Annotated in this window: 25 protein-coding genes; 14 read left to right on the forward strand and 11 right to left on the reverse strand. The window is 62.3% G+C overall.

The window, feature by feature from the left end; all coding sequences use genetic code 11:
* The first annotated feature begins 62 nt into the window (after positions 1–62).
* Genes AC3RCM_RS05175 through tldD form a run of 3 tightly spaced genes read left to right on the forward strand, consistent with a single transcriptional unit; the run spans position 63 to position 6,186 of the window.
* Positions 63–3,884 carry a YhdP family protein gene (locus AC3RCM_RS05175; protein ID WP_492629407.1) on the forward strand — a complete coding sequence of 1,274 codons (3,822 nt, stop codon included), beginning with the start codon at positions 63–65 and terminating at the stop codon, positions 3,882–3,884.
* Positions 3,885–3,892: 8 nt separating this feature from the next.
* Positions 3,893–4,744, forward strand: a complete 852-nt coding sequence (locus tag AC3RCM_RS05180) for a carbon-nitrogen hydrolase family protein (protein WP_014589818.1) — start codon at positions 3,893–3,895, stop codon at positions 4,742–4,744.
* 2 nt (positions 4,745–4,746) lie between these two features.
* Positions 4,747–6,186, forward strand: coding sequence for a metalloprotease TldD (gene tldD, locus AC3RCM_RS05185; RefSeq protein ID WP_003255154.1), 1,440 nt, complete (start codon positions 4,747–4,749; stop codon positions 6,184–6,186).
* Positions 6,187–6,243: 57 nt separating this feature from the next.
* Here the strand turns inward: tldD and yjgA are convergent, their stop codons facing one another.
* Positions 6,244–6,765, reverse strand: a complete 522-nt coding sequence (yjgA, locus tag AC3RCM_RS05190; protein WP_003255152.1) for a ribosome biogenesis factor YjgA — start codon at positions 6,763–6,765, stop codon at positions 6,244–6,246.
* Between the two features lie 109 nt (positions 6,766–6,874).
* Between yjgA and pmbA the strand changes: the two genes are divergently transcribed.
* From pmbA to AC3RCM_RS05220, 6 genes are all read left to right on the forward strand, one after another.
* Positions 6,875–8,221: a metalloprotease PmbA gene (pmbA, locus tag AC3RCM_RS05195; RefSeq protein WP_265978171.1), complete on the forward strand. Its 1,347-nt coding sequence runs from the start codon at positions 6,875–6,877 to the stop codon at positions 8,219–8,221.
* A 242-nt stretch (positions 8,222–8,463) separates the two neighbouring features.
* On the forward strand, positions 8,464–8,865 hold the full coding sequence (locus AC3RCM_RS05200) for a hypothetical protein (RefSeq protein ID WP_012051310.1): 402 nt from the start codon (positions 8,464–8,466) through the stop codon (positions 8,863–8,865).
* Positions 8,858–10,234, forward strand: coding sequence for a class II fumarate hydratase (locus AC3RCM_RS05205; RefSeq protein WP_492629408.1), 1,377 nt, complete (start codon positions 8,858–8,860; stop codon positions 10,232–10,234). The genes AC3RCM_RS05200 and AC3RCM_RS05205 overlap by 8 nt, the downstream gene beginning before the upstream one ends.
* A gap of 27 nt (positions 10,235–10,261) precedes the next feature.
* Entirely contained in the window at positions 10,262–10,723 is a 462-nt protein-coding gene (locus tag AC3RCM_RS05210) for a DUF2753 family protein (RefSeq protein ID WP_064492413.1), read from the forward strand.
* Between the two features lies 1 nt (position 10,724).
* Positions 10,725–11,336, forward strand: a complete 612-nt coding sequence (locus AC3RCM_RS05215) for a superoxide dismutase (protein WP_492629409.1) — start codon at positions 10,725–10,727, stop codon at positions 11,334–11,336.
* An 11-nt stretch (positions 11,337–11,347) separates the two neighbouring features.
* Positions 11,348–12,241: a ZIP family metal transporter gene (locus AC3RCM_RS05220; RefSeq protein WP_049586462.1), complete on the forward strand. Its 894-nt coding sequence runs from the start codon at positions 11,348–11,350 to the stop codon at positions 12,239–12,241.
* A 27-nt stretch (positions 12,242–12,268) separates the two neighbouring features.
* Here AC3RCM_RS05220 and AC3RCM_RS05225 read toward each other — a convergent pair whose 3' ends face one another.
* From AC3RCM_RS05225 to AC3RCM_RS05270, 10 genes are all read right to left on the reverse strand, one after another.
* Positions 12,269–12,541, reverse strand: a complete 273-nt coding sequence (locus tag AC3RCM_RS05225) for an HPr family phosphocarrier protein (RefSeq protein WP_010952144.1) — start codon at positions 12,539–12,541, stop codon at positions 12,269–12,271.
* Positions 12,542–12,559: 18 nt separating this feature from the next.
* Positions 12,560–13,414, reverse strand: coding sequence for an RNase adapter RapZ (gene rapZ / locus AC3RCM_RS05230; protein WP_010952145.1), 855 nt, complete (start codon positions 13,412–13,414; stop codon positions 12,560–12,562).
* 2 nt (positions 13,415–13,416) lie between these two features.
* Entirely contained in the window at positions 13,417–13,881 is a 465-nt protein-coding gene (gene ptsN / locus AC3RCM_RS05235) for a PTS IIA-like nitrogen regulatory protein PtsN (protein WP_003255137.1), read from the reverse strand.
* Between the two features lie 12 nt (positions 13,882–13,893).
* Positions 13,894–14,202 (reverse strand): ribosome hibernation-promoting factor, HPF/YfiA family, encoded by a 309-nt coding sequence (hpf, locus tag AC3RCM_RS05240; protein WP_003255135.1) that lies wholly within the window; start codon positions 14,200–14,202, stop codon positions 13,894–13,896.
* Positions 14,203–14,281: 79 nt separating this feature from the next.
* Positions 14,282–15,775, reverse strand: a complete 1,494-nt coding sequence (locus tag AC3RCM_RS05245; protein ID WP_003255133.1) for an RNA polymerase factor sigma-54 — start codon at positions 15,773–15,775, stop codon at positions 14,282–14,284.
* Between the two features lie 175 nt (positions 15,776–15,950).
* Positions 15,951–16,676, reverse strand: a complete 726-nt coding sequence (gene lptB / locus AC3RCM_RS05250; protein ID WP_003255132.1) for an LPS export ABC transporter ATP-binding protein — start codon at positions 16,674–16,676, stop codon at positions 15,951–15,953.
* Positions 16,677–17,201 (reverse strand): lipopolysaccharide transport periplasmic protein LptA, encoded by a 525-nt coding sequence (gene lptA, locus AC3RCM_RS05255; protein WP_003255131.1) that lies wholly within the window; start codon positions 17,199–17,201, stop codon positions 16,677–16,679.
* Positions 17,188–17,760: an LPS export ABC transporter periplasmic protein LptC gene (lptC, locus tag AC3RCM_RS05260; protein WP_019438078.1), complete on the reverse strand. Its 573-nt coding sequence runs from the start codon at positions 17,758–17,760 to the stop codon at positions 17,188–17,190. The genes lptA and lptC overlap by 14 nt, the downstream gene beginning before the upstream one ends.
* An 8-nt stretch (positions 17,761–17,768) precedes the next feature.
* Positions 17,769–18,293 (reverse strand): KdsC family phosphatase, encoded by a 525-nt coding sequence (locus tag AC3RCM_RS05265; protein ID WP_020192841.1) that lies wholly within the window; start codon positions 18,291–18,293, stop codon positions 17,769–17,771.
* A 12-nt stretch (positions 18,294–18,305) separates the two neighbouring features.
* A complete protein-coding gene (locus AC3RCM_RS05270) occupies positions 18,306–19,280 on the reverse strand; it encodes a KpsF/GutQ family sugar-phosphate isomerase (RefSeq protein WP_274145385.1) in 975 nt (324 codons plus the stop codon).
* Between the two features lie 248 nt (positions 19,281–19,528).
* Here AC3RCM_RS05270 and AC3RCM_RS05275 point away from each other — a divergent pair, with 248 nt between their 5' ends.
* The 5 genes from AC3RCM_RS05275 to AC3RCM_RS05295 are packed head-to-tail and all read left to right on the forward strand — an operon-like array spanning position 19,529 to position 22,576.
* The gene (locus AC3RCM_RS05275) at positions 19,529–20,338 is read left to right on the forward strand and encodes an ATP-binding cassette domain-containing protein (RefSeq protein WP_003255127.1); all 810 of its coding nucleotides are present in this window, start codon (positions 19,529–19,531) and stop codon (positions 20,336–20,338) included.
* Positions 20,338–21,135 carry a lipid asymmetry maintenance ABC transporter permease subunit MlaE gene (gene mlaE, locus AC3RCM_RS05280; protein ID WP_003255125.1) on the forward strand — a complete coding sequence of 266 codons (798 nt, stop codon included), beginning with the start codon at positions 20,338–20,340 and terminating at the stop codon, positions 21,133–21,135. The genes AC3RCM_RS05275 and mlaE overlap by 1 nt, the downstream gene beginning before the upstream one ends.
* Complete coding sequence (gene mlaD / locus AC3RCM_RS05285; RefSeq protein ID WP_014755441.1) at positions 21,135–21,620, forward strand: outer membrane lipid asymmetry maintenance protein MlaD; 486 nt, start codon at positions 21,135–21,137, stop codon at positions 21,618–21,620. Before mlaE ends, mlaD begins: the two co-directional genes overlap by 1 nt.
* A gap of 9 nt (positions 21,621–21,629) precedes the next feature.
* Positions 21,630–22,277: an MlaC/ttg2D family ABC transporter substrate-binding protein gene (locus AC3RCM_RS05290; RefSeq protein ID WP_003255123.1), complete on the forward strand. Its 648-nt coding sequence runs from the start codon at positions 21,630–21,632 to the stop codon at positions 22,275–22,277.
* Positions 22,274–22,576: an STAS domain-containing protein gene (locus tag AC3RCM_RS05295; protein ID WP_003255122.1), complete on the forward strand. Its 303-nt coding sequence runs from the start codon at positions 22,274–22,276 to the stop codon at positions 22,574–22,576. Before AC3RCM_RS05290 ends, AC3RCM_RS05295 begins: the two co-directional genes overlap by 4 nt.
* Positions 22,577–22,665 lie beyond the last annotated feature (89 nt).

Consider the following 22,665-nt stretch of genomic DNA (forward strand, 5'->3'; position numbering starts at 1 on the left):
TGCATCGTCGCGCTGGTAAAACCGGCACGACGGGCCATCATGGATAAACGACTTGGAGGGCCATGGCCATGGGACGTCTGAACCGCGTTCTTGTTGCTCTGACCCGCTGGGGGTTGGGCATATGTGCCCTGCTGGCCGTATTGGTGGCGCTGTATGTCAGCCTTGGTCGGGAACTGGTGCCGCTGGTAGCCGAGTACCGTGCCGACGTAGAAAGCAAGGCCGAGCAGGCGCTGGGCCTGCCCGTGCATGTCGGTGCCCTGGAAGGGCACTGGAGCGGACTGGCCCCTGTGCTGCGGGTGCGCGACCTGCAATTGGGCGAAGGCGCCAAGGCGCTCCGGCTGGATGACGTCATGGTGGTGCCCGACATCTGGGCCAGCCTCACCGCCCGCGAAGTGCGCCTGGCGCGCATCCAGCTGGGCGGGCTGCAACTGATCCTTCGCGAGAACGAGCAGGGCGCCTGGAGCCTGGAAGGCCTGCCGAAGAAGGACGACGCGCCGCTGGACCCTGCCGACTTGCTGCAGCGCCTGCGCCAGCTGGGGCGTATCGATGTGTTCGACAGCCTGGTCACCCTGCACCCCTGGCAGCGCGACCCGCTGACCCTGACATATGTGAGTGCCGGCCTGCAGGCCGGTGCTAAACGCCAGGCCCTGGATCTGCGTGCGACCCTGCCTGACGGCCAGCCCCTGGCGTTGAGCCTGAACAGCCGTATGTCGGCCGAAGCCTGGCGTGATGGCGAGGTAGAAGCCTATGTGAGCCTGCCGCAAAGTGACTGGGCACATTGGTTGCCGCCCAGGGTGTTGGGGCAGTGGCATGCTGACACCCTGCGGGCAGGCGGTGAGGTCTGGATCGGCTGGGGCAAGGGGCAGTTGCAACGGGCCGTCGTAAGGCTCAATGCACCCAGGCTGGAGGGGGCCTATGCCGGGCGCAAGGCTGCCAACCTGAATAACCTGGCTTTGGGCGCCTGGTTCCAGCGCCGGGAGCAAGGCTTCGATGTGGTCGTCGACTCGTTGGCCATGGACCTCGGCAAGGCCCGCTGGGAGTCTCACCTGCAGTTGCAGCAGCGCCCTGGCCAGAGCGCAGCCGATGAAAGCTGGCAGTTACAGGCCGACCGCCTCGACCTCACCCCGCTGACTCCGCTGATTGATGCCCTGGCCCCCCTGCCGGACAAGGTCAAGGATGTGGTCGATGGCTTGAAGGTGACCGGTGCGTTGCGCAATGTGCGCCTCGAGGCCAGGCCCAAGGCCGAGGGTGACCAGCGGCTGCAGTTCGCAGCCAACCTGGAGAAGGTAGGCTTCGATGCTTATCACAACGCCCCGGCGGCCGGTAACGTCAGTGGCAGCATCAGTGGTGACCTGGGCCACGGCGAGCTGCGCCTGGATACCGATGCGTTCATGCTGCATCTGTACCCGATCTTCGCCAAGCCCTGGCATTACCAGAAGGCGAATGCGCGCTTGACCTGGACCTTGGACAAAGACGGTTTCACCCTGATTGCGCCCTACCTCAAGGTGCTGGGCGAGGAGGGCAAGATCGCCGGTGACTTCCTGATTCGCCTGTTGTTCGAGGAAGGCCGCGAGGACTACATGGACCTGCGCGTCGGCCTGACCGAAGGCGATGGCCGCTTTACTGCCAAGTATCTGCCCGAGGTGCTCAGCCCGGCCCTCGACGAGTGGCTGCGCAGCGCTATCGTCAAAGGCGCTGTGGATGAAGGCTACTTCCAGTATCAGGGCTCGCTGAACCATGGCGCATCCCCGCAAGCGCGCAGCATCAGCCTGTTCTTCAAGGTGCATGACGCCGCGCTGGACTTCCAGCCCGGTTGGCCACAGGTGCAGCATGTCGATGGCGATGTGTTCATCGAGGACAGTGGCGTGCGCATCAAGGCTCAGCAGGGCGTGCTGCTCGACACCAAGGTCAGCGATGTGAATGTCGATATCCCGCATGTCGACGGCGACCAGCACAGCCATCTCTACCTGGATGGCAACTTCGACGGTAGCCTGGGTGATGGCCTGAAGATTCTCAAGGAAGCGCCAATCGGCACCGGTGAAATTTTCGCCGGCTGGGAAGGTGAGGGGCCGCTGAAGGGCAAGGTCAAGCTCGATATCCCGCTGGCCCATGGGCAGCGCCCAAAGGTGCAGGTGGACTTCGCCACCCACGATGCGCGCCTGAAAGTTGCCCCGCCAAGCCTGGAGTTGAATCGCCTGAAGGGCGACTTCAGCTTCGACTTCGACAAGGGCCTGAGTGGCAAAGGCATCAGCCTGCAGGCCTTCGGCAAGCCGGTAACGGCGCAAATAACCGCTGAAGGTCAGGCTGGGCAGATGCAGACCCGCATCAATGCCAATGGCCAGGTATCGCTCAAGGCGCTGACTGACTGGTTGCAGTTCAAGCAGGCCTTGCCGGCCTCCGGTGAACTGCCCTATCAGTTGCAGCTCAGTCTGGGGAGCCAGGACAACCGCCTGAGTGTCACTTCCAGCCTCAAGGGGCTGGCCATCGACCTGCCGGCTCCGTTCGGCAAAGCGGCAGCAGATACCCGCGACAGCCGTTTCAGCATGAGCCTTCAGGGACCGGAGCGGCAATTCGATGCCGCCTACGCCGACCTTGCCCGCTTCGCCTATGCCGCACCGGCCGAGAAGTTGACCCAGGGCCGTGGCGAGCTAGTGCTGGGCACAGGCGACGCCCGGGTACCTGCCAGCCAGGGGCTGAGGGTGCGCGGGCGCCTGGAGACCCTGGACCTGGCCCCTTGGCAAGAGCAGGCGGGCTGGCTGGCTGGGGACGACCCCGGTGGCAGCGCGCGGCAGAACCTGCAAAGCGTCGACCTGAGCATCGGCCAGTTGAAAGCCTTCGGCATGGACCTGAACCAGGCCGTGGTACGCCTGGCCCGGGGCGGCCCGGCCTGGGATTTGCGCCTCGACAGCAAGGAAGTCATTGGTAATGCGCGCGTTCCGGATGCCAAGGGCGCGCCGATGGTCGTGCGCATGCAGACCTTGCGGCTGCCTGCCGCCAGCGCCGCTGAACAGCAGGCTGAAGACGGCCCCGACCCGCTGGCCTCGTTCGATCCGCGCAAAGTCCCGGCACTGGACCTGAGCATCGACAAGCTCTATCGCGGTGACGATCTTTACGGCAGCGCCGCGATCAAGCTGCGGCCGACCCCACGTGGCGTTACAGCCAGTGATATCGACCTCGACCTCAAGGGGTTGCGCATCGATGGCGGTGGTGGCTGGGAGGGTGAAACGGGCAAAACCAGCAGTTGGTACAAAGGGCGCCTTGATGGCAAGAACCTGGCGGATGTGCTCAGCGCCTGGGGCTTTGCCCCGACGGTGACCAGCCGCGACTTCCGCTTGGACGTGGATGGCCGCTGGCCGGGTTCGCCGGCCGCAGTGGGCCTGAAGCGCTTCTCGGGCAGCATGGATGCGGCGCTGCGCACCGGCCAGTTCGTCGAGGTCGAAGGCAGCGCACAGGCACTGCGGGTGTTCGGCCTGCTCAACTTCAACTCGATTGGCCGGCGCCTGCGTCTGGACTTTTCCGACCTGTTTGACAAGGGCCTGGCCTATGACCGGGTCAAGGGCTTGCTGGTGGCCAGCAGTGGCGTGTACGTGACCCGCGAACCGATTACCGTGACCGGCCCGTCGAGCAACTTCGAGCTCGACGGCACGCTGGACATGGTCAGGGACCGGGTCGATGCTGACTTGCAGGTGAGCCTGCCGGTGACCAACAACCTGCCGCTGGCGGCGTTGATCGTCGGCGCGCCGGCGGTGGGCGGTGCGCTGTTCCTGGTCGATCGGCTGATCGGTGACCGCGTGTCACGCTTTGCCAGCGTGCACTACCGTGTCGAAGGGCCGTGGAAAGAGCCTAGAATCACATTTGTGAAACCTTTCGAGAAATCCCGCTAGGAGTACCCATGAAGGCAGCGGTAATCCAGATGGTCAGCCAGGACGACGTGCAGACCAACCTGCAGCGTGCCGGCGCCCTGTTGGAGCAGGCCGCGCTGGGCGGCGCACGGCTGGCGGTGCTGCCGGAAAACTTTGCCGCCATGGGGCGCAAGGACGCGGCTGCCATCGGCCGTGCCGAAGCCTTGGGGGAAGGGCCCATTCTGCCGTGGTTGAAACGCACCGCCCGCGACCTCAAGTTATGGATTGTTGCCGGTACTTTGCCCTTGCCACCGTTCGGCCAGCCCGATGCCAAGGCCCATGCGTGCTCGCTGCTGGTCGATGAACACGGCGAGGTGGCGGCAAGGTATGACAAGCTGCACTTGTTTGATGTGGACGTGGCCGACAACCGGGGCCGTTACCGCGAGTCGGATGACTACGCACAGGGTGCTCAGGTGGTGGTGGCTGATACGCCGGTCGGGCGGCTGGGGCTGAGCGTGTGTTACGACCTGCGCTTTCCCGAACTGTACAGCGCGCTGCGCGCGGCCGGCGCGGAGCTGATCACCGCACCGGCAGCTTTTACTGCAGTGACCGGCGCAGCACATTGGGAGGTGCTGGTGCGTGCCAGGGCCATCGAAACCCAGTGTTACCTGCTGGCTGCGGCACAGGGCGGTGCCCACCCTGGCCCACGGGAGACCCATGGCCATGCGGCGATCGTCGACCCTTGGGGGCGCATTCTCGCAGAACAGGCGCAAGGTGAAGCGGTACTGCTTGCCGAGCGCGACATTGAAGAACAAGCGTCCATTCGGACGCGCATGCCGGTGGTATCGCACCGGCGCTTTTTTTCGCAGGGCGCGTTGCGGCCTGCGCATACCTCGGAGTGACTATGAGCCAGATGTTATCCACCGTCAGTGAGCAGCTCCTGGCCCCAGGCGGCTTGACCCTGGACAGCCTGCAGAGCGTGCTGGGTGAGTTGGCTGGCCCCGGCATCGATGCCGCCGACCTGTATTTCCAGGGCCAGATCTCGGAAACCTGGGCGCTGGAAGACGGCATCGTCAAAGAGGGCAGCTTCAACCTCGACCAGGGCGTGGGCGTGCGTGCCCAGTCCGGCGAAAAAACCGGCTTCGCCTACAGTAACGCGATCAACCTCGAAGCGCTGACCTCGGCGGCCCGTGCCGCCCGTTCGATTTCCCGTGCCGGGCAAAACGGCACGGTGCAAGCCTTCCGCAGCCAGGAAGTGGCCGCCCTGTATACCGCGGACAACCCGCTGGACGTGCTCAGCCGTGCCGAAAAGGTCGAGCTGCTTAAGCGTGTCGATGCCGCCACCCGTGCCCTGGACCCGCGCATTCAGCAAGTCAGCGTGAGCATGGCCGGGGTCTGGGAACGCATTCTGATTGCCGCGGCCGATGGCAGCCTGGCCGCCGACGTACGCCCGCTGGTGCGCTTCAATGTCAGCGTCATCGTCGAGCAGAATGGCCGTCGCGAGCGTGGCGGGCAGGGCGGTGGCGGGCGTACCGATTACCGCTACTTCACCGAAGAGCGGGTGATGGGCTATGCCCGCGAGGCCCTGCGCCAGGCCCTGGTGAATCTTGAAGCGATCCCGGCACCGGCCGGTACCTTGCCGGTGGTGCTGGGCTCGGGCTGGTCGGGCGTGCTGTTGCACGAAGCGGTCGGCCATGGCCTGGAAGGCGACTTCAACCGCAAGGGCAGTTCGGCGTTCAGTGGCCGCATTGGCGAGAAAGTGGCGTCGAGCCTGTGCACCATCGTCGACGATGGCACCCTCGAAGGCCGCCGCGGCTCGTTGAGCGTGGACGACGAAGGTACCCCGACCGAGTGCACCACGCTGATCGAGAATGGCGTGCTCAAGGGTTACATGCAGGACAAGCTGAACGCGCGCCTGATGGGCATGGCGGTGACCGGTAACGGCCGCCGTGAATCCTACGCGCACCTGCCGATGCCTCGCATGACCAATACCTACATGCGAGCCGGCGAAAGCGACCCACAGGAGATCATCGCGTCGGTGAAGAAGGGTATCTACTGCGCCAACCTCGGTGGTGGGCAGGTGGATATCACCAGCGGCAAGTTCGTGTTCTCCACCAGTGAGGCCTACCTGATCGAAGACGGCAAGATTACCGCGCCAGTGAAGGGCGCAACCCTGATCGGCAATGGTCCCGAGGCGATGAGCCGGGTTTCGATGGTCGGTAACGACCTGGCACTGGACAGCGGGGTAGGAACGTGCGGAAAGGACGGGCAGTCGGTGCCGGTCGGGGTGGGGCAACCTACCTTGAAACTGGATGCGATTACCGTGGGCGGTACCGGGGCTTGATGGCTTCGGGGGCCCTTGCAGGAGCGGGCACGTCCGCTCCCACAGGGCCCCAGTCCGTCAGCGCAACCCGCGCTGCAACTCGTCGAGGTCGCGGATGTACTTGAACACCTTGCGCGCGGCGGCAGGCGGCTTGTTCCGCGCCTTCTCGTGCTGGGCATGGCGCACCAGCGAGCGCAGCTGCTGGCGGTCGGTGTCGGGGTACTCATTGACGAAGCGCTCGAGGTCTTCGTCGTTACCGTCGATCAACCGGTCACGCCAGCGCTCCAGGCTGTGGAAACGTTCGTTGTACTGGCGGGTCGAGCTGTCCATCTGTTCGAGCAAGGCATGGATGGCATCGAGGTCTTGCACGCGCATGAGCTTGCCGACGAACGACATGTGGCGTTTACGGGCGCCATGAGCGGTGTGCTTGCTGGCCTCGGCCAGTGCCTTGCGCAGCTCGTCGGTCAAAGGCAGGCGCGCCAAGGTATCGGCCTTGAGGGTGGTAAGCCGCTCGCCGAGTTCGACCAGCGCATGCAGTTCGCGCTTGATCTGGGTTTTGCTTTTTTCGCCGTCGAAGGCGTCGTCGTTTGAATCAACCATGGTGGCAGTCCGCTAGAAATCGCCGCCATGATAACCAGTCGGGGGCCGCTTGTCCGGCCCGGTCGTAGAATGACCCCAAGCCGAACGCAGAATTTGAGTGGAGAGAACCATGAGTGCAGTCCAGAGCGTAGGTCCGAAAGACCTGCCAGCATTGCAGGAACAGGTCGAGGCGATCATCGCCGAGGCGCGTCGTCAGGGGGCCAGTGCCTGCGAAGTGGCGGTGTCGCTGGAGCAAGGGCTGTCCACCACCGTACGCCAGCGTGAGGTCGAAACGGTCGAGTTCAACCGCGACCAAGGCTTTGGTATCACCCTTTATGTTGGCCAGCGCAAAGGTTCGGCCAGCACCTCGGCCAGTGGGCCGGAGGCGATTCGCGAGACCGTCACTGCAGCGTTGGCAATTGCCAGGCATACCTCCGAGGATGAATGCTCGGGCTTGGCCGACGCAGCGCTGATGGCGCGTGAAATCCCGGATCTGGACCTGTACCACGACTGGGATATCGAGCCCGAGAAGGCCATCGAAATGGCCCTGGCCTGCGAGGCGGCGGCGTTCGACGCCGACCCGCGCATCCTCAACGCCGATGGCACCACCCTCAATACCCACCAGGGCTGCCGCGTGTATGGCAACAGCCATGGGTTCATCGGTGGTTACGCCTCGACCCGGCACAGCCTGAGCTGCGTGATGATTGCCGAAGGCGACGGGCAGATGCAGCGTGACTACTGGTACGACGTGAACCGCCAGGGCAACCTGCTGGCCGACCCGAGCAGCATCGGCCTGCGCGCTGCCCAGCGTGCCGCCAGCCGCCTTGGCGCCCGGCCGGTGCCGACTTGCGAGGTACCGGTGCTGTTCTCGGCCGAATTGGCCGGAGGCCTGTTCGGCAGCTTCCTGTCGGCCATTTCCGGCGGCAACCTGTACCGCAAGTCGTCGTTCCTGGAGGGTACCATTGGCCAGCGCCTGTTCCCTTCCTGGCTGACCCTCGACGAACGCCCGCATATTCCGCGCGCGTTGGGCAGCGCCGCCTTCGACGGTGATGGCCTGGCCACCTATGCCAAACCGTTTGTCGACAAAGGCGAGCTGGTGTCGTACTTGCTGGGTACCTATTCGGGGCGCAAGCTGGGTTTGCCGAGTACGGCCAATTCCGGTGGCGTGCACAACCTGTTCGTCAGCCACGGTGTCGAAGATCAGGCCGCGCTGATTCGCCGCATGGGGCGCGGGCTGCTGGTGACCGAACTGATGGGGCATGGCTTGAACATGGTGACGGGGGACTATTCCCGTGGTGCGGCGGGGTTCTGGGTCGAGAATGGCGAGATTCAGCATGCCGTACAGGAAGTCACCATCGCCGGAAACATGAAGGACATGTTCCAGCAGATTGTCGCGATCGGTAGCGATCTTGAAACCCGTAGCAACATTCATACGGGCTCGGTGCTGATCGAGCGGATGACCGTTGCTGGTAGCTGATCTTTAGCCTGCGCCGGCCCTAGCGCGGATCCATCACCTACACGATATTAGACGCACATCGGGGCGAGGACATAGGCCGTTGTAGGAGCGGGTTCACCCGCGAAGAGGCCGGCACAGCCCTACACCTTTCCCTGCAAATCCGAAGACCCGGCCCTCGCGCCGGGTTTTTATTTCATCACCTTCTCCTTGAAGTGATTCTGTTTATCATTTAATAATGAATATCATTATCCAGTAACCCGGCGATGATGTTCATGAAATCCGTCCTCCGCGAACTGCCCTACCTGGAAAACTGGCGCTGGCTCAGCCGGCGCATTCGCTGTGCGCTCGACCCCGACGAGCCGCGCCTGATCGAGCATTACCTGGCCGAAGGCCGCTATCTGGTGTGCTGCACCGAAACCTCGCCATGGACGGTGGCGCTGACAGCGTTTCGCCTGCTGCTGGATACCGCCTGCGATCGCATGCTCCCCTGGCATTGGCGTTGCCTGTGCCTGGATCAGGCGTGGCGCCCTCTGCTGGACCTGCGCAACCTCGACCGCCAGGAACAGAACCAACGCTGGCAACCCTATGCCCTGCAGTTGGCCAATTGCCGTCTGCTGCCTTCGATTTCTCCCGATGAACTGATGCAAGGATTTGATGATGAGTGATACCCGTATCGAGCGTGACAGCATGGGTGAGCTGCAGGTGCCGGCCCAGGCCCTCTACGGCGCCCAGACCCAGCGCGCGGTCGACAACTTCCCGATCAGCGGCCAGCGTATGCCGGCCCAGTTCATTCGTGCCTTGTTGCTGGCCAAGGCCGCTGCGGCCAAGGCCAACGTCGAACTGGAGCAACTGTCTGCCGGGCAGGGCCAGGCTATCGTCAAGGCTGTCGAGCAACTGCTGGCCGAGGACTTCATCCAGCACTTCCCGGTGGATGTGTTTCAGACAGGTTCTGGCACCAGTTCGAACATGAACGCCAATGAGGTGATCGCCACCTTGGCTACCCATGTACTGGGTGAGGCGGTCAATGCCAATGACCACGTCAACTGTGGCCAGAGCAGCAATGACATCATTCCGACCACCATCCATGTCAGCGCCGCGTTGGCCCTGCACGAGCAGTTGCTGCCAGCCCTGGCGCACCTGGTACAGGTGATTGAGGTCAAGTCGGCACAAGTACATCAATTCGTGAAGACCGGCCGTACTCACCTGATGGACGCGATGCCCGTGCGCATGAGCCAGGTGCTGGATGGCTGGGCTGCGCAGATCAATGCTGCCAAGGCGCACATCGAAGGGATACTGCCGCACTTGCAGGCGCTGGCCCAGGGCGGAACCGCCGTGGGTACCGGCATCAATGCCCATCCGCAGTTCGCTGTCGGTTTCGCTCGCCAGCTCAGTGGCCTGACCAAGGTCGAGTTCACGCCCGGCCAGAACCTGTTCGCCCTGATCGGCTCGCAGGACACTGCCGTGGCTTTGTCGGGCCAGCTCAAGACCACCGCTGTGGCGTTGATGAAAATCGCCAACGATCTGCGCTGGATGAACTCCGGCCCGCTGGCCGGTCTGGGCGAAATCGAGCTGCAAGCTCTGCAGCCGGGCTCTTCGATCATGCCAGGCAAGGTCAACCCGGTGATCCCGGAGGCCACTGCCATGGTCGCCGCCCAAGTGATTGGCAACGACGCGACCATCGCCGTCGCAGGCCAAGCCGGTAACTTCGAGCTGAACGTGATGCTGCCGGTGATCGCTCGCAACCTGCTGGAAAGCTTCGAGCTGATGGCCAATGTCAGCCGCTTGCTGGCCGACAAAGCCATCGCCAGCTTCAAGGTCAACGAAGACAAACTCAAGGAAGCCCTCGCGCGCAACCCGATTCTGGTCACGGCGTTGAATCCGATCATCGGCTACCTCAAGGCCGCCGAAATCGCCAAGACCGCCTACAAGCAGGGTCGTCCAATCATCGATGTGGCGCTGGAGCACACCGACCTGTCCCGCGACCAGCTTGAAGCGCTGCTGGACCCGGAAAAACTCACCGCCGGCGGCATCTGACACTGCGTCACCGCCCAGGAGACAACCATGCAGCACTGGAAACGCACCACGGAAACCGCCAACCGCCTATTCGAACAAGGCGAACTGGTGGACGCCCGGGAACACTACCTGCAAGCCTTGGCGTTGGCCCAGGTGCTGTTCGAGCGCTGGCATGACGTGGACGAAGCGGTGGCTGCATTCGTCATCGCCCACCACAACCTGGCTGACCTGCACCTGCGCCTTGACCAGCCGCATGAAAGCGCCGACTACCTGTGCGCTGCTCACCAGCGACTGCTGCAGGCCTGCCAGGAAGCGCGCCTGCCTCAGGGGCTGCGTGATGCAGCCTTGCGTCACAGTGCGCGCACTTACACCGAGCTGCTGAGTTTCATTGCCGAGTATGGCCAGTACCCGCGTACCGAGCGCTTGCTCAACCGCCACAGCGCCGGGGCCAGCGAGCTCGCTGCCCTGCCGGATGTGGCACCCAGAAACCATGCCTACGGAATTCACTGACATGCCCCATACCTTGCCTGCATTGCCATACGCCTACGATGCGCTGGAACCACACATTGATGCCCAGACAATGGAAATCCACCATACCAAGCATCACCAGACCTACGTGAACGGCCTCAACGCCGCCCTCGAAGGTACCGAGTGGGCCGAATGGCCGGTGGAAAAACTGGTCGCTGCCGTCAAGCAACTGCCGGAGAACCTGCGTGGTGCCGTGACCAACCACGGCGGCGGTCACGCCAACCACAGCCTGTTCTGGACTGTCATGTCACCTCGGGGCGGTGGCGAGCCTGTGGGCCAGCTGGCGCAAGCCGTCACTGCACAACTTGGCGGCTTCGAGGCTTTCAAGGAGGCTTTCACCAAAGCCGCGTTGACCCGCTTCGGCAGCGGTTGGGCCTGGCTCAGCGTGACGCCGCAAAAAACCTTGATGGTGGAGAGTAGCGGCAACCAGGACAGCCCGCTGATGCACGGCAATGCGCCGATCCTGGGCCTGGACGTGTGGGAGCACGCGTACTACCTCAAGTACCAGAACCGTCGTCCGGAATACATCGGTGCCTTCTACAACGTCATTGACTGGGTGGAAGTTGAACGTCGTTACCTTGAAGCCCTGAAGTGAGTCGGACCGGTATGCGCTCTGAGGTGATGTCTGTCAGCAGTGTGCGCCTGTTCCGCCTGGCGCTTGGGACTTTGCTTTTGCTGGCTGGCGCCGCGTTATTGGTGGCGCGCGGCCTCGCCTGGCTAGACCTCGACCCGCGCATGCTGCGCGCCCTGGAGGGCGGTGCTTTATGCGCACTGGGTACGGCACTGGGCGCAGTACCGGTACTGGTCATTCGCAATATGCCGGTGGCGCTGGCGGATACGCTGTTGGGCTTCGGTGCTGGCGTGATGCTGGCGGCCACCGCGTTTTCCCTGATCATGCCGGGCCTGGCGGCGGCTCAGTCTATTGGCTTCAGCCCTTGGGGGGCAGGTGGCCTGGTCAGTTTTGGCCTGATGTTCGGGGCGTTGTGCCTGTTCCTGGTCGACCTCAAGGTATCCTGGGCTTCGCCGGAGGCGTTGGTGGGCACAGCAAACCAACCGGTGATTGCAGCGCGCATCTGGCTGTTCGTGATTGCCATCATTGCCCACAACATCCCCGAAGGTATGGCCATTGGTGTGTCGGCCGGGGGTGGCATGGCCGACGCCGACAGCCTGGCCATGGGCATTGCCTTGCAGGATGTGCCTGAGGGGCTGGTGATCGCGCTGGTGCTGGCAGGGGCGGGCATGCCGCGCTTCAAGGCCTTCCTGATCGGCGCAGCCTCAGGCTTGGTCGAGCCGCTGGCGGCGTTGATCTGTGCCTGGCTGGTAAATGTTGCCGAACTGCTGCTGCCGCTGGGGCTGGCCTGTGCAGCGGGGGCGATGTTGCTGGTGGTCACCCAGGAAATCATCCCCGAATCGCGCAGCAACGGCCATCATCGTCTGGCCAGCCTTGGGCTGTGTACAGGCTTCTGTCTGATGATGGTGATGGATACCGCGATGTCCTGACCTGGTGCAAGCGCAGGTTTGCGAGGCCTATTCGCCTTCGTCAAAGAAATTGTTGATCAGCTCGACCAGTGCGTCCATGGCGTCGCTGTCCTGTTCGCCCTCGGTATGCAGGTGCACCTGGGTGCCTTTGCCTGCGGCCAGCATCATCACCGCCATGATGCTCTTGCCATCCACCAGCTTGTCCGGGGCGCGACCCACCCGTACCTGGCAGGGGAAGCGGCCGGCCACACCGACGAACTTGGCTGCCGCCCGGGCATGCAGACCCAGCTTGTTGATGATGGTGATTTCGCGGGCGGGCATCTGGGGCGGATCCTTGGGCTAGAGGTCGCGATGGCGGACCTGGACGTTTTTCAGGGTTTGCTGCAGCTGTCGACCAAGGCGCTCGGTGATGTACACCGAACGGTGATGTCCGCCAGTGCAGCCGATGGCAATGGTTACGTAGGCGCGGTTGCTGGCAGCGAAGCGGGGCAACCATTTGAGCAGGTAGCTGGAGATGTCGTTGTACATGTCTTCGACATCCGGTTGTGCGGCCAGGTAGTCGATCACGGGTTGATCGAGGCCCGAGTGCTCACGCAGTTCCGGTTTCCAGTAGGGGTTCGGCAGGCAGCGCACGTCAAAAACCAGGTCGGCGTCGACCGGCATGCCCCGCTTGAAGCCGAACGACTCGACCAGAAACGCTGTGCCAGGCTCGGGCTGGTTGAGCAGGCGCAGCTTGATCGAGTCACGCAACTGGTACAGGTTCAGGTTGGTGGTGTCGATCTTCAGGTCGGCCAGGTCGGCAATGGGCCCCAACAAGTCGCTTTCCACGCGGATGGCTTCCGCGAGCGAGCGGTTGGCGTTGGTCAGGGGGTGCCGCCTGCGGGTTTCCGAGAAACGCTTGAGAAGGACCTCTTCATCGGCATCCAGGTACAACACGTCGCACTGGATGTGCCGGGCGCGGGCTTCTTCAAGCAGCTCGGGAAAACGCATCAGGTGGCTGGGCAGGTTGCGCGCGTCGATCGAAACCGCCACCTTGGGCTGCAGCAATTCGGTGTTGATCAGTGCATTTTCCGCCAACTGCGGCAGTAGCCCGGCGGGCAGATTGTCGATGCAATAGAAACCGCTGTCTTCCAGGACATCGAGGGCGGTGCTCTTGCCGGAGCCGGACCGGCCGCTGACGATGATCAGGCGCATGTTCAGTGCTCGTTCTGTACGTCCAGGACAACCTGGAACAGGGCCTCGTTGCTGGTGGCCGCACGCAGTCGATCACGGACCTCCTTGCGATCGAGCATGCTGGCGATCTGACGCAGAAGTTCAAGGTGAGCATCGGTGGCCGCTTCGGGCACCAGCAGCACAAACAGCAGGTCCACCGGCGCGCCATCAATGGCGTCGTAGTCGATAGGCGCTTCCAGGTGCAGCAGGGCGCTGACTGGGGCAGAGCATCCTTCAAGCCGGCAGTGCGGGATGGCGATGCCATTGCCAAAACCGGTAGAACCGAGCTTTTCCCGGGCTACCAGTTTTTCGAAGACGTCCTGCATCTCCAGTTCTGGCACTTGGTCGGCGATGACAGTGGCGACCTTTTCCAGGGCGCGCTTCTTGCTGCCGCCCGGCACGTTCACGAGGGAACGGCCGGGGGTCAGGATGGTTTCAAGTCGGATCATGGATGAGGGGGATCAGCGGGCAGCTGCACCTTGCAGCAGGCTTTGCTGTTTTTCCTTGTGTTTTTTCAGTTGGCGGTCGAGCTTGTCGGCCAGGGCGTCGATCGCTGCATACATGTCTTCGTGTTCGGCGTTGGCTACCACTTCGCCGCCGGGAATCTGCAGGGTCGCCTCGACCTTCTGCTGAAGCTTCTCGACTTTCATGATTACCTGCACGTTGGTGATCTTGTCGAAGTGACTCTCCACGCGGGCGAGCTTTTCAAGCACGTAATCGCGCAGTGGCTGGGTGACTTCTACATGCTGTCCACTGATATTGACTTGCATACAGCTTCTCCTTTGTTGCCCGTGCATAAAGAGGCAGGTCTTGCACCTGCCACGAAAACGCTGTGGCACATCTCAGGGGCTACATCAGTCGCTTGCGTTCGCTCGACGGTGCGATGCCGAGGGACTCGCGGTACTTGGCGACGGTGCGACGGGCTACCTGGATGCCTTGTGCCTCCAGTAAACCAGCGATCTTGCTGTCACTCAATGGCTTTTTCTGATTTTCCGCCGCAACCAGTTTCTTGATGATCGCGCGGATCGCCGTGGACGAGCATTCTCCGCCTTCGGAGGTGCTGACATGGCTGGAGAAAAAGTATTTCAGTTCGTAGATGCCACGCGGGGTGTGCATGTATTTCTGCGTGGTAACCCGCGAGATGGTCGATTCGTGCATGCCTACGGCTTCGGCAATGTCATGCAGTACCAACGGCTTCATCGCTTCGTCGCCGTGGTCGAGGAAGCCGCGTTGGTGCTCGACGATCTGCGTGGCAACCTTCATCAGGGTTTCGTTACGGCTTTGCAGGCTCTTGATGAACCAGCGCGCTTCCTGCAGCTGGTTGCGCATGAAGGTGTTGTCGGCGCTGGTGTCGGCACGGCGCACGAAGCCGGCGTATTGTGGGTTGACGCGCAGGCGTGGGATGGCTTCCTGGTTCAGTTCTACCAGCCAACGGTCGCTGTCCTTGCGCACGATGACGTCGGGCACCACGTACTCGGGCTCGCTGGACTCGATCTGCGAACCAGGGCGCGGGTTAAGGCTTTGCACTAGTTCGATGACCTGGCGCAGCTCGTCTTCCTTGATTTTCATCCGCCGCATCAGCTGGCTGTAGTCACGGCTGCCGAGCAGGTCGATGAAATCGGTGACCAGGCGCTTGGCTTCGGTCATCCACGGAGTTGTAGCGGGTAGCTGGCGCAGTTGCAGCAACAGGCATTCACCCAGGTTGCGGGCGCCGACGCCAGCCGGCTCGAACTGCTGGATGCGGTGCAGTACGGCTTCGACCTCGTCCAGTTCGATATCCAGCTCGGGGTCGAAACCGGCGCAGATTTCTTCGAGTGTGTCTTCCAGGTAGCCCTGGCCGTTGATGCTGTCGATCAGGGTCACGGCAATCAAGCGGTCGGTGTCGGACATCGGCGCCAGGTTCAACTGCCACAGCAGGTGGCTTTGTAGGCTTTCGCCGGCCGATGTGCGCGTGGTGAAGTCCCATTCGTCGTCATCGTTGCTCGGCAGGCTGCTGGCGCTGGTCTGGTAGATGTCTTCCCAGGCGGTATCGACCGGGAGCTCGTTGGGGATGCGCTCGCTCCACTCTCCGTCTTCCAGGTTGTCGGCGCTGACGGTGCTTTCCTGGAAACTGTTGTCCTGAACTTCGGCGGCCGGCTTGTTCTCGGCGTTGTCGGCCATCGGGTCGCTGTTGTCGAAGTCTTCGCCGTCTTCCTGACGTTCGAGCATCGGGTTCGACTCCAGCGCTTCCTGGATTTCCTGTTGGAGGTCCAGGGTAGAGAGCTGGAGCAGGCGGATGGCCTGTTGCAACTGAGGTGTCATCGTCAGTTGCTGGCCCATTTTTAGGACGAGCGATGGTTTCATGGCAGGGGCTTAATACCTTGTTCGCCGGCGCGCATGCGCCATCCACTACACGAGGGCGCCGGAGCGCCAGATCAAGCAAGTTTTATGCCTTAAATTGTAGCGTTTGCCTAGAGTACCGTAACAACTTTACCCGCAGTTTCAGGGCTGTTTGCCAGTACTTCAGGCACGTGCCGGGTCAGAGGCGGAACTCGTGACCCAAGTAAACTTCTTTGACCAGGTCGTTTGCCAGGATGGTTTCAGCGTCGCCTTCGGCGATCAGTCGGCCATCGTTGACGATATAAGCGGTTTCGCAGATATCCAGGGTTTCACGCACGTTGTGGTCGGTAATCAGTACGCCGATACCTTTGGCCTTGAGGTGGTGGATGATCTGCTTGATGTCGCCGACCGAAATCGGGTCGACACCGGCGAACGGTTCGTCCAGCAGGATGAACTTGGGTGCGGTTGCCAGGGCGCGCGCAATTTCGACGCGGCGGCGTTCACCACCGGACAGGCTCATGCCGAGGTTGTCCCGGATGTGGCTGATGTGGAACTCCTGCAGCAGGCTTTCCAGCTCTTTGCGGCGGCCGTCCCGGTCGAGGTCCTTGCGGGTCTCGAGGATGGCCATGATGTTGTCGGCGACCGACAGCTTGCGGAAGATCGAGGCTTCCTGCGGCAGGTAGCCGATTCCGGCGCGGGCGCGGCCGTGCATGGGCTGGTGGCTGACATCGAGGTTGTCGATCAGTACGCGGCCCTGTTCGGCCTGGACCAGCCCGACAATCATGTAGAAGCAAGTGGTCTTGCCGGCGCCGTTGGGGCCGAGCAGGCCGACGATCTGGCCGCTGTCGATAGACAGGCTGACATCACGTACTACCTGCCGCCCCTTGTAGCTCTTTGCCAGGTGCTGGGCTTTGAGGGTTGCCATTTACTCGGCCTTCTTCTTGGGCTGGATCACCATGTCGATGCGCTGACGGGGTGTTGTCACATTGCCGCCACGGCCGGCGGTCGCCACCTGGGTCTGAGTGTTGTAGACGATCTTTTCGCCTTCGGTGGTATTGCCTTCGCTCTCGACCTTGGCGCGGTCGGTGAGAATGACCAAGTCCTTCTGCGACTGGTACTGGATGGTTACGCCCCAGCCTTTCATCTTGTCCGGCTTGGCTGCGCTCTGCTGCTGCTCGAAGTAGGCCAGGTTGCCCACCGAGGTCACTACGTCGATATCGCCAGAGGCGGAGCGGGTAATGGTCACGGTGTTGCCTTTGATCATCATAGAACCCTGAGTGATGATCACGTCGCCGGTGTAAGTGGCCACGCCTTGCTTGTCATCCAGGTGAGCGTTGTCGGCCTGGATGCGGATAGGCTGGTCACGGTCGTTCGGCAGGGCGAGGGCGCTCGCGCTTCCCAGTGCTGCGCTCAGGCTGAGCAAAAGGGGGAGGGTTTTAACGAGCCTCATACTGTCCTCTTACGTTAGAGAGCAAGTCCATCTTGCCTTCTTTCAAATACGCTTTCATGCCTTTGCCCGTAGTGGTGCCTCCGGCGCCGTCGATTCTAACGGCTTGCTCGGTCTGCGCATATTGCTTCTGCGGGAACACGGTCATGCGTGAGCTGGTGATGATGGTTTCACGCTGCTTTTCATCGGTGCGGGCAATCCGCACCTTGTCGATCAGTTCGACCTCGGTACCGTCAGGATTGACCTCGGCGCGCGTGCTCTGCACATGCCACGGGTACTCGGTACCGCGGTACAGGTGCAGGTCCGGTGTGGTCACCTGGGTGATTTCGCTGGTCTTGAGGTGTTCGATCCTGTCGGCGGTCATTTCGTATTGCAGCTTGCCGTCGGGCAGGAACTGCACGCTGTGGGCGTTGATCGCGTAGTAATCGATGGCGCTTTCGTCGACCTGGGCCACGGGCTTGTCGAGGAAGCTCTCCGGGCTGACATTCCAGTAGCCAATGGCTACCAACAGGGCGGCTATCGCCCCGAGCAGCGCAATGTTTCGGGCTTTCTTGCTGAGCATGGGCAGCCTTACAGGTAGTTGGCGTTGGCAGCGTCCAGGGTGCCCTGGGCCTGCATGATCAATTCGCAGAATTCACGGGCCGCGCCTTCGCCGCCACGTGCCTGGGTCACGCCGTGGGCGTGCTGGCGTACGAACGGTGCGGCGTTGGCTACGGCCATGCCCAGAGCCACCCGGCGAATCACCGGCAGGTCGGGCAGGTCGTCGCCCAGGTAAGCCACTTGATCATAGCTTAGGCCCAGTTCGGCGAGCAGGCCGTCAAGCACCACCAATTTGTCCTCCCGGCCTTGGTAGAGGTGCGGGATACCGAGGTTCCTGGCCCGGCGTTCGACCACGGGGGTCTTGCGCCCGCTGATGATCGCGGTGGTCACGCCCGAGGCCATGAGCATCTTGATGCCCTGGCCGTCGAGGGTATTGAACGTCTTGAATTCGCTGCCATCCTCGAGGAAGTACAGGCGGCCGTCGGTGAGCACGCCGTCCACGTCGAACACTGCCAGCTTGATGCCTTTGCCGCGTTGCATGAGGTCCTGGTTCATTCCATCGCTCCTTTACATTACGCCGGCGCGCAGCAGGTCATGCATGTTCAGGGCGCCGGTCGGGCGGTCTTCACGGTCCACCACCACCAGGGCGTTGATCTTGTGGTCTTCCATTATCTTCAGGGCTTCGGCGGCGAGCATGTCGGCACGCGCAGTCTTGCCATGAACGGTCATGACCTGGTCGATCAGGGTGGTGTGCACATCGATATTGCGGTCCAGGCTGCGGCGCAGGTCACCGTCGGTGAAGATCCCGGCCAGTTTGCCATCGGCTTCGACGATCACGGTCATGCCCAAACCTTTGTGGGACATTTCCAGCAGCGCGTCCTTGAGCAGGGTGCCGCGTGGTACTTGAGGCAGGTCGTCGCCGGCGTGCATCACGTTCTCGACCTTCAGCAGCAGGCGGCGGCCCAGCGCGCCTCCAGGGTGCGAGAAGGCAAAGTCCTCGGCGGTGAAACCGCGGGCTTCGAGCAAGGCGATGGCCAAGGCGTCGCCCAGTACCAGCGCTGCCGTGGTGGAGGAGGTGGGTGCCAGGTTCAGCGGGCAGGCCTCTTGTTCGACACGTGCGTCAAGGTTGACCTCGGCGGCCTGGGCCAGCGGCGAGTCCGGGTTGCCGGTCAGGCTGATCAGCTTGATGCCAAGGCGCTTGATGAACGGCAGCAGGGTGACAATTTCGGCGGTGCTGCCGGAGTTCGACAGCGCAAGGATGACATCATCACGGGTGATCATGCCCATGTCGCCATGGCTGGCTTCGGCCGGATGCACGAAAAACGCCGGTGTGCCGGTGCTGGCCAGGGTCGCGGCGATCTTGTTGCCGATGTGCCCGGACTTGCCCATGCCGACCACGACGACCCGGCCCTTGCTGGCCAGAATCAGTTCGCAGGCTTTGACGAAATTGTCGTCGATGCGCGCCAAAAGGCCCTCTACGGCCTCGAGTTCCAGGCGCAGAGTGCGTTGGGCGGATTGGATCAGCTCGCTGGATTGGCTCATGTCGAAAAAGCAATGCCTGATGAAAGGGCAACGATTATACGCGCAATGATGAAAACCCTCACCTCCTCGATTGTTGCAGTGAATACCACCAAAGCCTGTCCCGGGGCTGAACGACTGCTTGTCCGGCCTTGGGGCGGGGCTGTCAGCGGTGCTATAGTTCGCCGCTATTCGGCCTGTCAGGGGTGCGTGTGCCTTCCAGATGGAGGCCGGCGTCCATTAGGACGAGGCTGCATTAGCAAGGAGTCTAGATGAGTGTGGATAGCGCCTACGCGGTCGAGTTGAAGGGAGTAACCTTCAAACGTGGTTCGCGCAGCATTTTCAGCAACGTGGACATCAGCATCCCGCGCGGCAAGGTCACCGGCATCATGGGGCCATCGGGGTGCGGCAAGACCACGTTGCTCCGCCTGATGGGCGCACAGTTGCGCCCCGCGAGCGGTGAGGTATGGGTTGCCGGGCAGAACCTGCCGACGCTGTCGCGCAGCGACCTGTTCGACGCCCGCAAGCAGATGGGCGTGCTGTTCCAGAGCGGCGCGTTGTTCACCGACCTCGATGTGTTCGAGAACGTCGCGTTCCCGCTGCGCGTGCATACTCAGCTGTCGGACGAAATGATCCGTGACATCGTGTTGATGAAGCTGCAGGCCGTGGGCCTGCGCGGTGCCATCGACCTGATGCCCGACGAGCTGTCCGGTGGCATGAAGCGCCGTGTGGCGCTGGCCCGGGCGATTGCCCTGGACCCGCAGATCCTCATGTACGACGAACCGTTCGTCGGCCAGGACCCGATCGCCATGGGGGTACTGGTGCGCCTGATTCGCCTGCTCAACGATGCCCTGGGCATCACCAGCATCGTGGTTTCCCATGACCTGGCAGAAACCGCCAGCATCGCCGACTACATCTACGTTGTAGGTGACGGCCAGGTGCTGGGCCAGGGGACGCCTGATGAGCTGATGGGTTCGGACAATCCACGGATCCGCCAATTCATGAAAGGCGACCCGGATGGCCCGGTTCCCTTCCACTTTCCCGCGCCTGACTACCGCGCCGACCTGCTGGGGGCGCGTTGATGCGCAGAAAATCCTTACTCGAACGTGTCCGCCTGCTGGGCCGCTCGGCAATCGACGTGCTGGCCGTGCTCGGGCGTTCGTGCCTGTTCCTGTTCCATGCGCTGGTCGGTCGCGGTGGTATTGGCGGCGGCTTCCAGTTGCTGACCAAGCAGTTGTACTCGGTGGGTGTGCTGTCGCTGGCGATCGTCGTCGTGTCCGGTGTGTTCATCGGCATGGTGCTGGCGCTGCAGGGCTACAGCATCCTGACCAAGTACGGCTCGGAGCAGGCGGTAGGGCAGATGGTCGCCCTGACCCTGCTGCGTGAACTTGGCCCGGTGGTAACGGCGTTGCTGTTCGCCGGGCGTGCCGGTTCCGCGCTGACCGCCGAAATCGGCAACATGAAGTCTACCGAGCAGTTGTCGAGCCTGGAAATGATCGGTGTCGACCCGCTCAAGTACATCGTTGCGCCACGCCTGTGGGCCGGTTTCATCTCGCTGCCGCTGTTGGCGCTGATCTTCAGCGTGGTCGGTATCTGGGGTGGCTCGTGGGTAGCGGTGGACTGGCTGGGTGTCTACGAGGGCTCGTTCTGGGCCAACATGCAGAACAGTGTTTCTTTCACTGACGACGTGCTCAACGGGCTGGTCAAGAGCCTGGTGTTTGCTTTCGTCTCGACCTGGATCGCCGTATTCCAGGGGTACGACTGTGAGCCCACCTCAGAAGGGATCAGTCGTGCAACCACCAAGACCGTGGTCTATGCCTCGTTGGCAGTGCTGGGTCTGGACTTTATTCTGACCGCCTTGATGTTTGGAGATTTCTGATGCAAAACCGCACCCTGGAAATCGGTGTCGGCCTGTTCCTCCTGGCCGGGATCCTGGCGCTGCTGCTGCTGGCCCTGCGTGTCAGCGGGCTGTCGGCCAGCCCGAGCAGCGATACCTATAAAGTTTATGCGTACTTCGACAATATCGCCGGTTTGACGGTCAGAGCTAAAGTGACCATGGCCGGTGTGACCATCGGCAAGGTCACCGCCATCGATCTGGACCGTGATTCCTACACCGGTCGGGTGACGTTGCAGCTGGACAAGTCGGTCGATAACCTGCCGACCGACTCCACTGCCTCGATCCTGACCGCCGGTTTGCTTGGTGAGAAGTACATCGGCATCAGCGTTGGCGGTGAAGACGACGTTCTCAAGGATGGTGCAACCATCCATGACACTCAGTCGGCACTGGTGCTGGAGGATCTGATTGGCAAGTTCCTGCTCAACTCTGTTGGCAAGGAACCGAAAGAAGCGCAACCGGCTAATTAAGGAGTACCCATGATTTCGATCCTGCGACGTGGCTTGCTGGTGCTGCTGGCGGCCTTCCCCCTGCTGGCCCTGGCTGTGCAGACACCGCACGAAGTGGTTCAAAGCACCACCAATGAACTGCTCGGCGACCTCAAGGCCAACAAGGAACAGTACAAGTCCAACCCCAACGCCTTCTATGACTCGCTCAACCGCATTCTCGGCCCGGTGGTGGATGCCGACGGTATCTCGCGTAGCATCATGACCGTGAAGTACTCGCGCAAGGCGACCCCGGAGCAGATGCAGCGCTTCCAGGAAAACTTCAAGCGCAGCCTGATGCAGTTCTATGGCAATGCCTTGCTCGAGTACAACAACCAGGGCATCACTGTCGACCCGGCTAAAGCCGATGACGGCAAGCGCGCCAGTGTCGGCATGAAGGTTACCGGCAACAACGGTGCCGTGTACCCCGTGCAGTACACCCTGGAGAACATTGGCGGCGAGTGGAAGGTGCGTAACGTGATCGTCAACGGCATCAACATCGGCAAGCTGTTCCGTGACCAGTTCGCCGATGCCATGCAGCGCAACGGCAATGACCTGGACAAGACGATCGACGGCTGGGCTGGCGAAGTGGCCAAGGCCAAGCAGGCTGCCGACAACTCGCCAGAGAAGACCGTCAAATGAGCGAGGCCGCTGTAAGCATGGCAGAGCCGGGCGTGCTGCGTCTGGCTGGCGTGCTGGATTACCGCAGCGGCCCGGCCTTGCGCAAGCAAGGCAAGGTGCTGATCGATGGCTCGCGCGAGCCGCGACTGGTGCTTGATTGCTCGGCTGTCGAGAAGTCGTCGAGTGTCGGCTTGTCGTTATTGCTTGCGTACATGCGTGATGCTCAGGCCACTGGCAAGGCGTGCGAAGTGCGTGGCATGCCTGACGACATGCGGGAAATTGCCGAGGTCTATGATCTCGATGAAGTGCTGGCAAGCTAGTGGCCCGGCACGGATGATGGCCCCTCGGTCAGCGAAGCCTTCGTTGGGCTTCGCAGGCGAGGGGCTTTTTTGTATGATGGCCGACCCGT

It is taken from the genome of Pseudomonas sp. GW823-FHT05G12 (assembly GCF_058795575.1).

Coding starts and splice junctions, on each gene's coding strand:
- AC3RCM_RS05245 (WP_003255133.1), bottom strand. CDS start 15,775: ATGAAACCATCGCTCGTCCTAAAAATGGGCCAGCAACTGACGATGACA.
- AC3RCM_RS05225 (WP_010952144.1), bottom strand. CDS start 12,541: ATGCCCGCCCGCGAAATCACCATCATCAACAAGCTGGGTCTGCATGCC.
- mlaD (WP_014755441.1), top strand. CDS start 21,135: ATGCAAAACCGCACCCTGGAAATCGGTGTCGGCCTGTTCCTCCTGGCC.
- AC3RCM_RS05295 (WP_003255122.1), top strand. CDS start 22,274: ATGAGCGAGGCCGCTGTAAGCATGGCAGAGCCGGGCGTGCTGCGTCTG.
- AC3RCM_RS05265 (WP_020192841.1), bottom strand. CDS start 18,293: ATGAACCAGGACCTCATGCAACGCGGCAAAGGCATCAAGCTGGCAGTG.
- AC3RCM_RS05175 (WP_492629407.1), top strand. CDS start 63: ATGGCCATGGGACGTCTGAACCGCGTTCTTGTTGCTCTGACCCGCTGG.
- AC3RCM_RS05210 (WP_064492413.1), top strand. CDS start 10,262: ATGCAGCACTGGAAACGCACCACGGAAACCGCCAACCGCCTATTCGAA.
- AC3RCM_RS05205 (WP_492629408.1), top strand. CDS start 8,858: ATGAGTGATACCCGTATCGAGCGTGACAGCATGGGTGAGCTGCAGGTG.
- lptB (WP_003255132.1), bottom strand. CDS start 16,676: ATGGCAACCCTCAAAGCCCAGCACCTGGCAAAGAGCTACAAGGGGCGG.
- lptA (WP_003255131.1), bottom strand. CDS start 17,201: ATGAGGCTCGTTAAAACCCTCCCCCTTTTGCTCAGCCTGAGCGCAGCA.
- AC3RCM_RS05275 (WP_003255127.1), top strand. CDS start 19,529: ATGAGTGTGGATAGCGCCTACGCGGTCGAGTTGAAGGGAGTAACCTTC.
- ptsN (WP_003255137.1), bottom strand. CDS start 13,881: ATGATCCGACTTGAAACCATCCTGACCCCCGGCCGTTCCCTCGTGAAC.
- AC3RCM_RS05270 (WP_274145385.1), bottom strand. CDS start 19,280: ATGAGCCAATCCAGCGAGCTGATCCAATCCGCCCAACGCACTCTGCGC.
- mlaE (WP_003255125.1), top strand. CDS start 20,338: ATGCGCAGAAAATCCTTACTCGAACGTGTCCGCCTGCTGGGCCGCTCG.
- AC3RCM_RS05290 (WP_003255123.1), top strand. CDS start 21,630: ATGATTTCGATCCTGCGACGTGGCTTGCTGGTGCTGCTGGCGGCCTTC.
- AC3RCM_RS05220 (WP_049586462.1), top strand. CDS start 11,348: ATGCGCTCTGAGGTGATGTCTGTCAGCAGTGTGCGCCTGTTCCGCCTG.
- AC3RCM_RS05200 (WP_012051310.1), top strand. CDS start 8,464: ATGATGTTCATGAAATCCGTCCTCCGCGAACTGCCCTACCTGGAAAAC.
- yjgA (WP_003255152.1), bottom strand. CDS start 6,765: ATGGTTGATTCAAACGACGACGCCTTCGACGGCGAAAAAAGCAAAACC.
- tldD (WP_003255154.1), top strand. CDS start 4,747: ATGAGCCAGATGTTATCCACCGTCAGTGAGCAGCTCCTGGCCCCAGGC.
- rapZ (WP_010952145.1), bottom strand. CDS start 13,414: ATGCGCCTGATCATCGTCAGCGGCCGGTCCGGCTCCGGCAAGAGCACC.
- AC3RCM_RS05180 (WP_014589818.1), top strand. CDS start 3,893: ATGAAGGCAGCGGTAATCCAGATGGTCAGCCAGGACGACGTGCAGACC.
- lptC (WP_019438078.1), bottom strand. CDS start 17,760: ATGCTCAGCAAGAAAGCCCGAAACATTGCGCTGCTCGGGGCGATAGCC.
- AC3RCM_RS05215 (WP_492629409.1), top strand. CDS start 10,725: ATGCCCCATACCTTGCCTGCATTGCCATACGCCTACGATGCGCTGGAA.
- pmbA (WP_265978171.1), top strand. CDS start 6,875: ATGAGTGCAGTCCAGAGCGTAGGTCCGAAAGACCTGCCAGCATTGCAG.
- hpf (WP_003255135.1), bottom strand. CDS start 14,202: ATGCAAGTCAATATCAGTGGACAGCATGTAGAAGTCACCCAGCCACTG.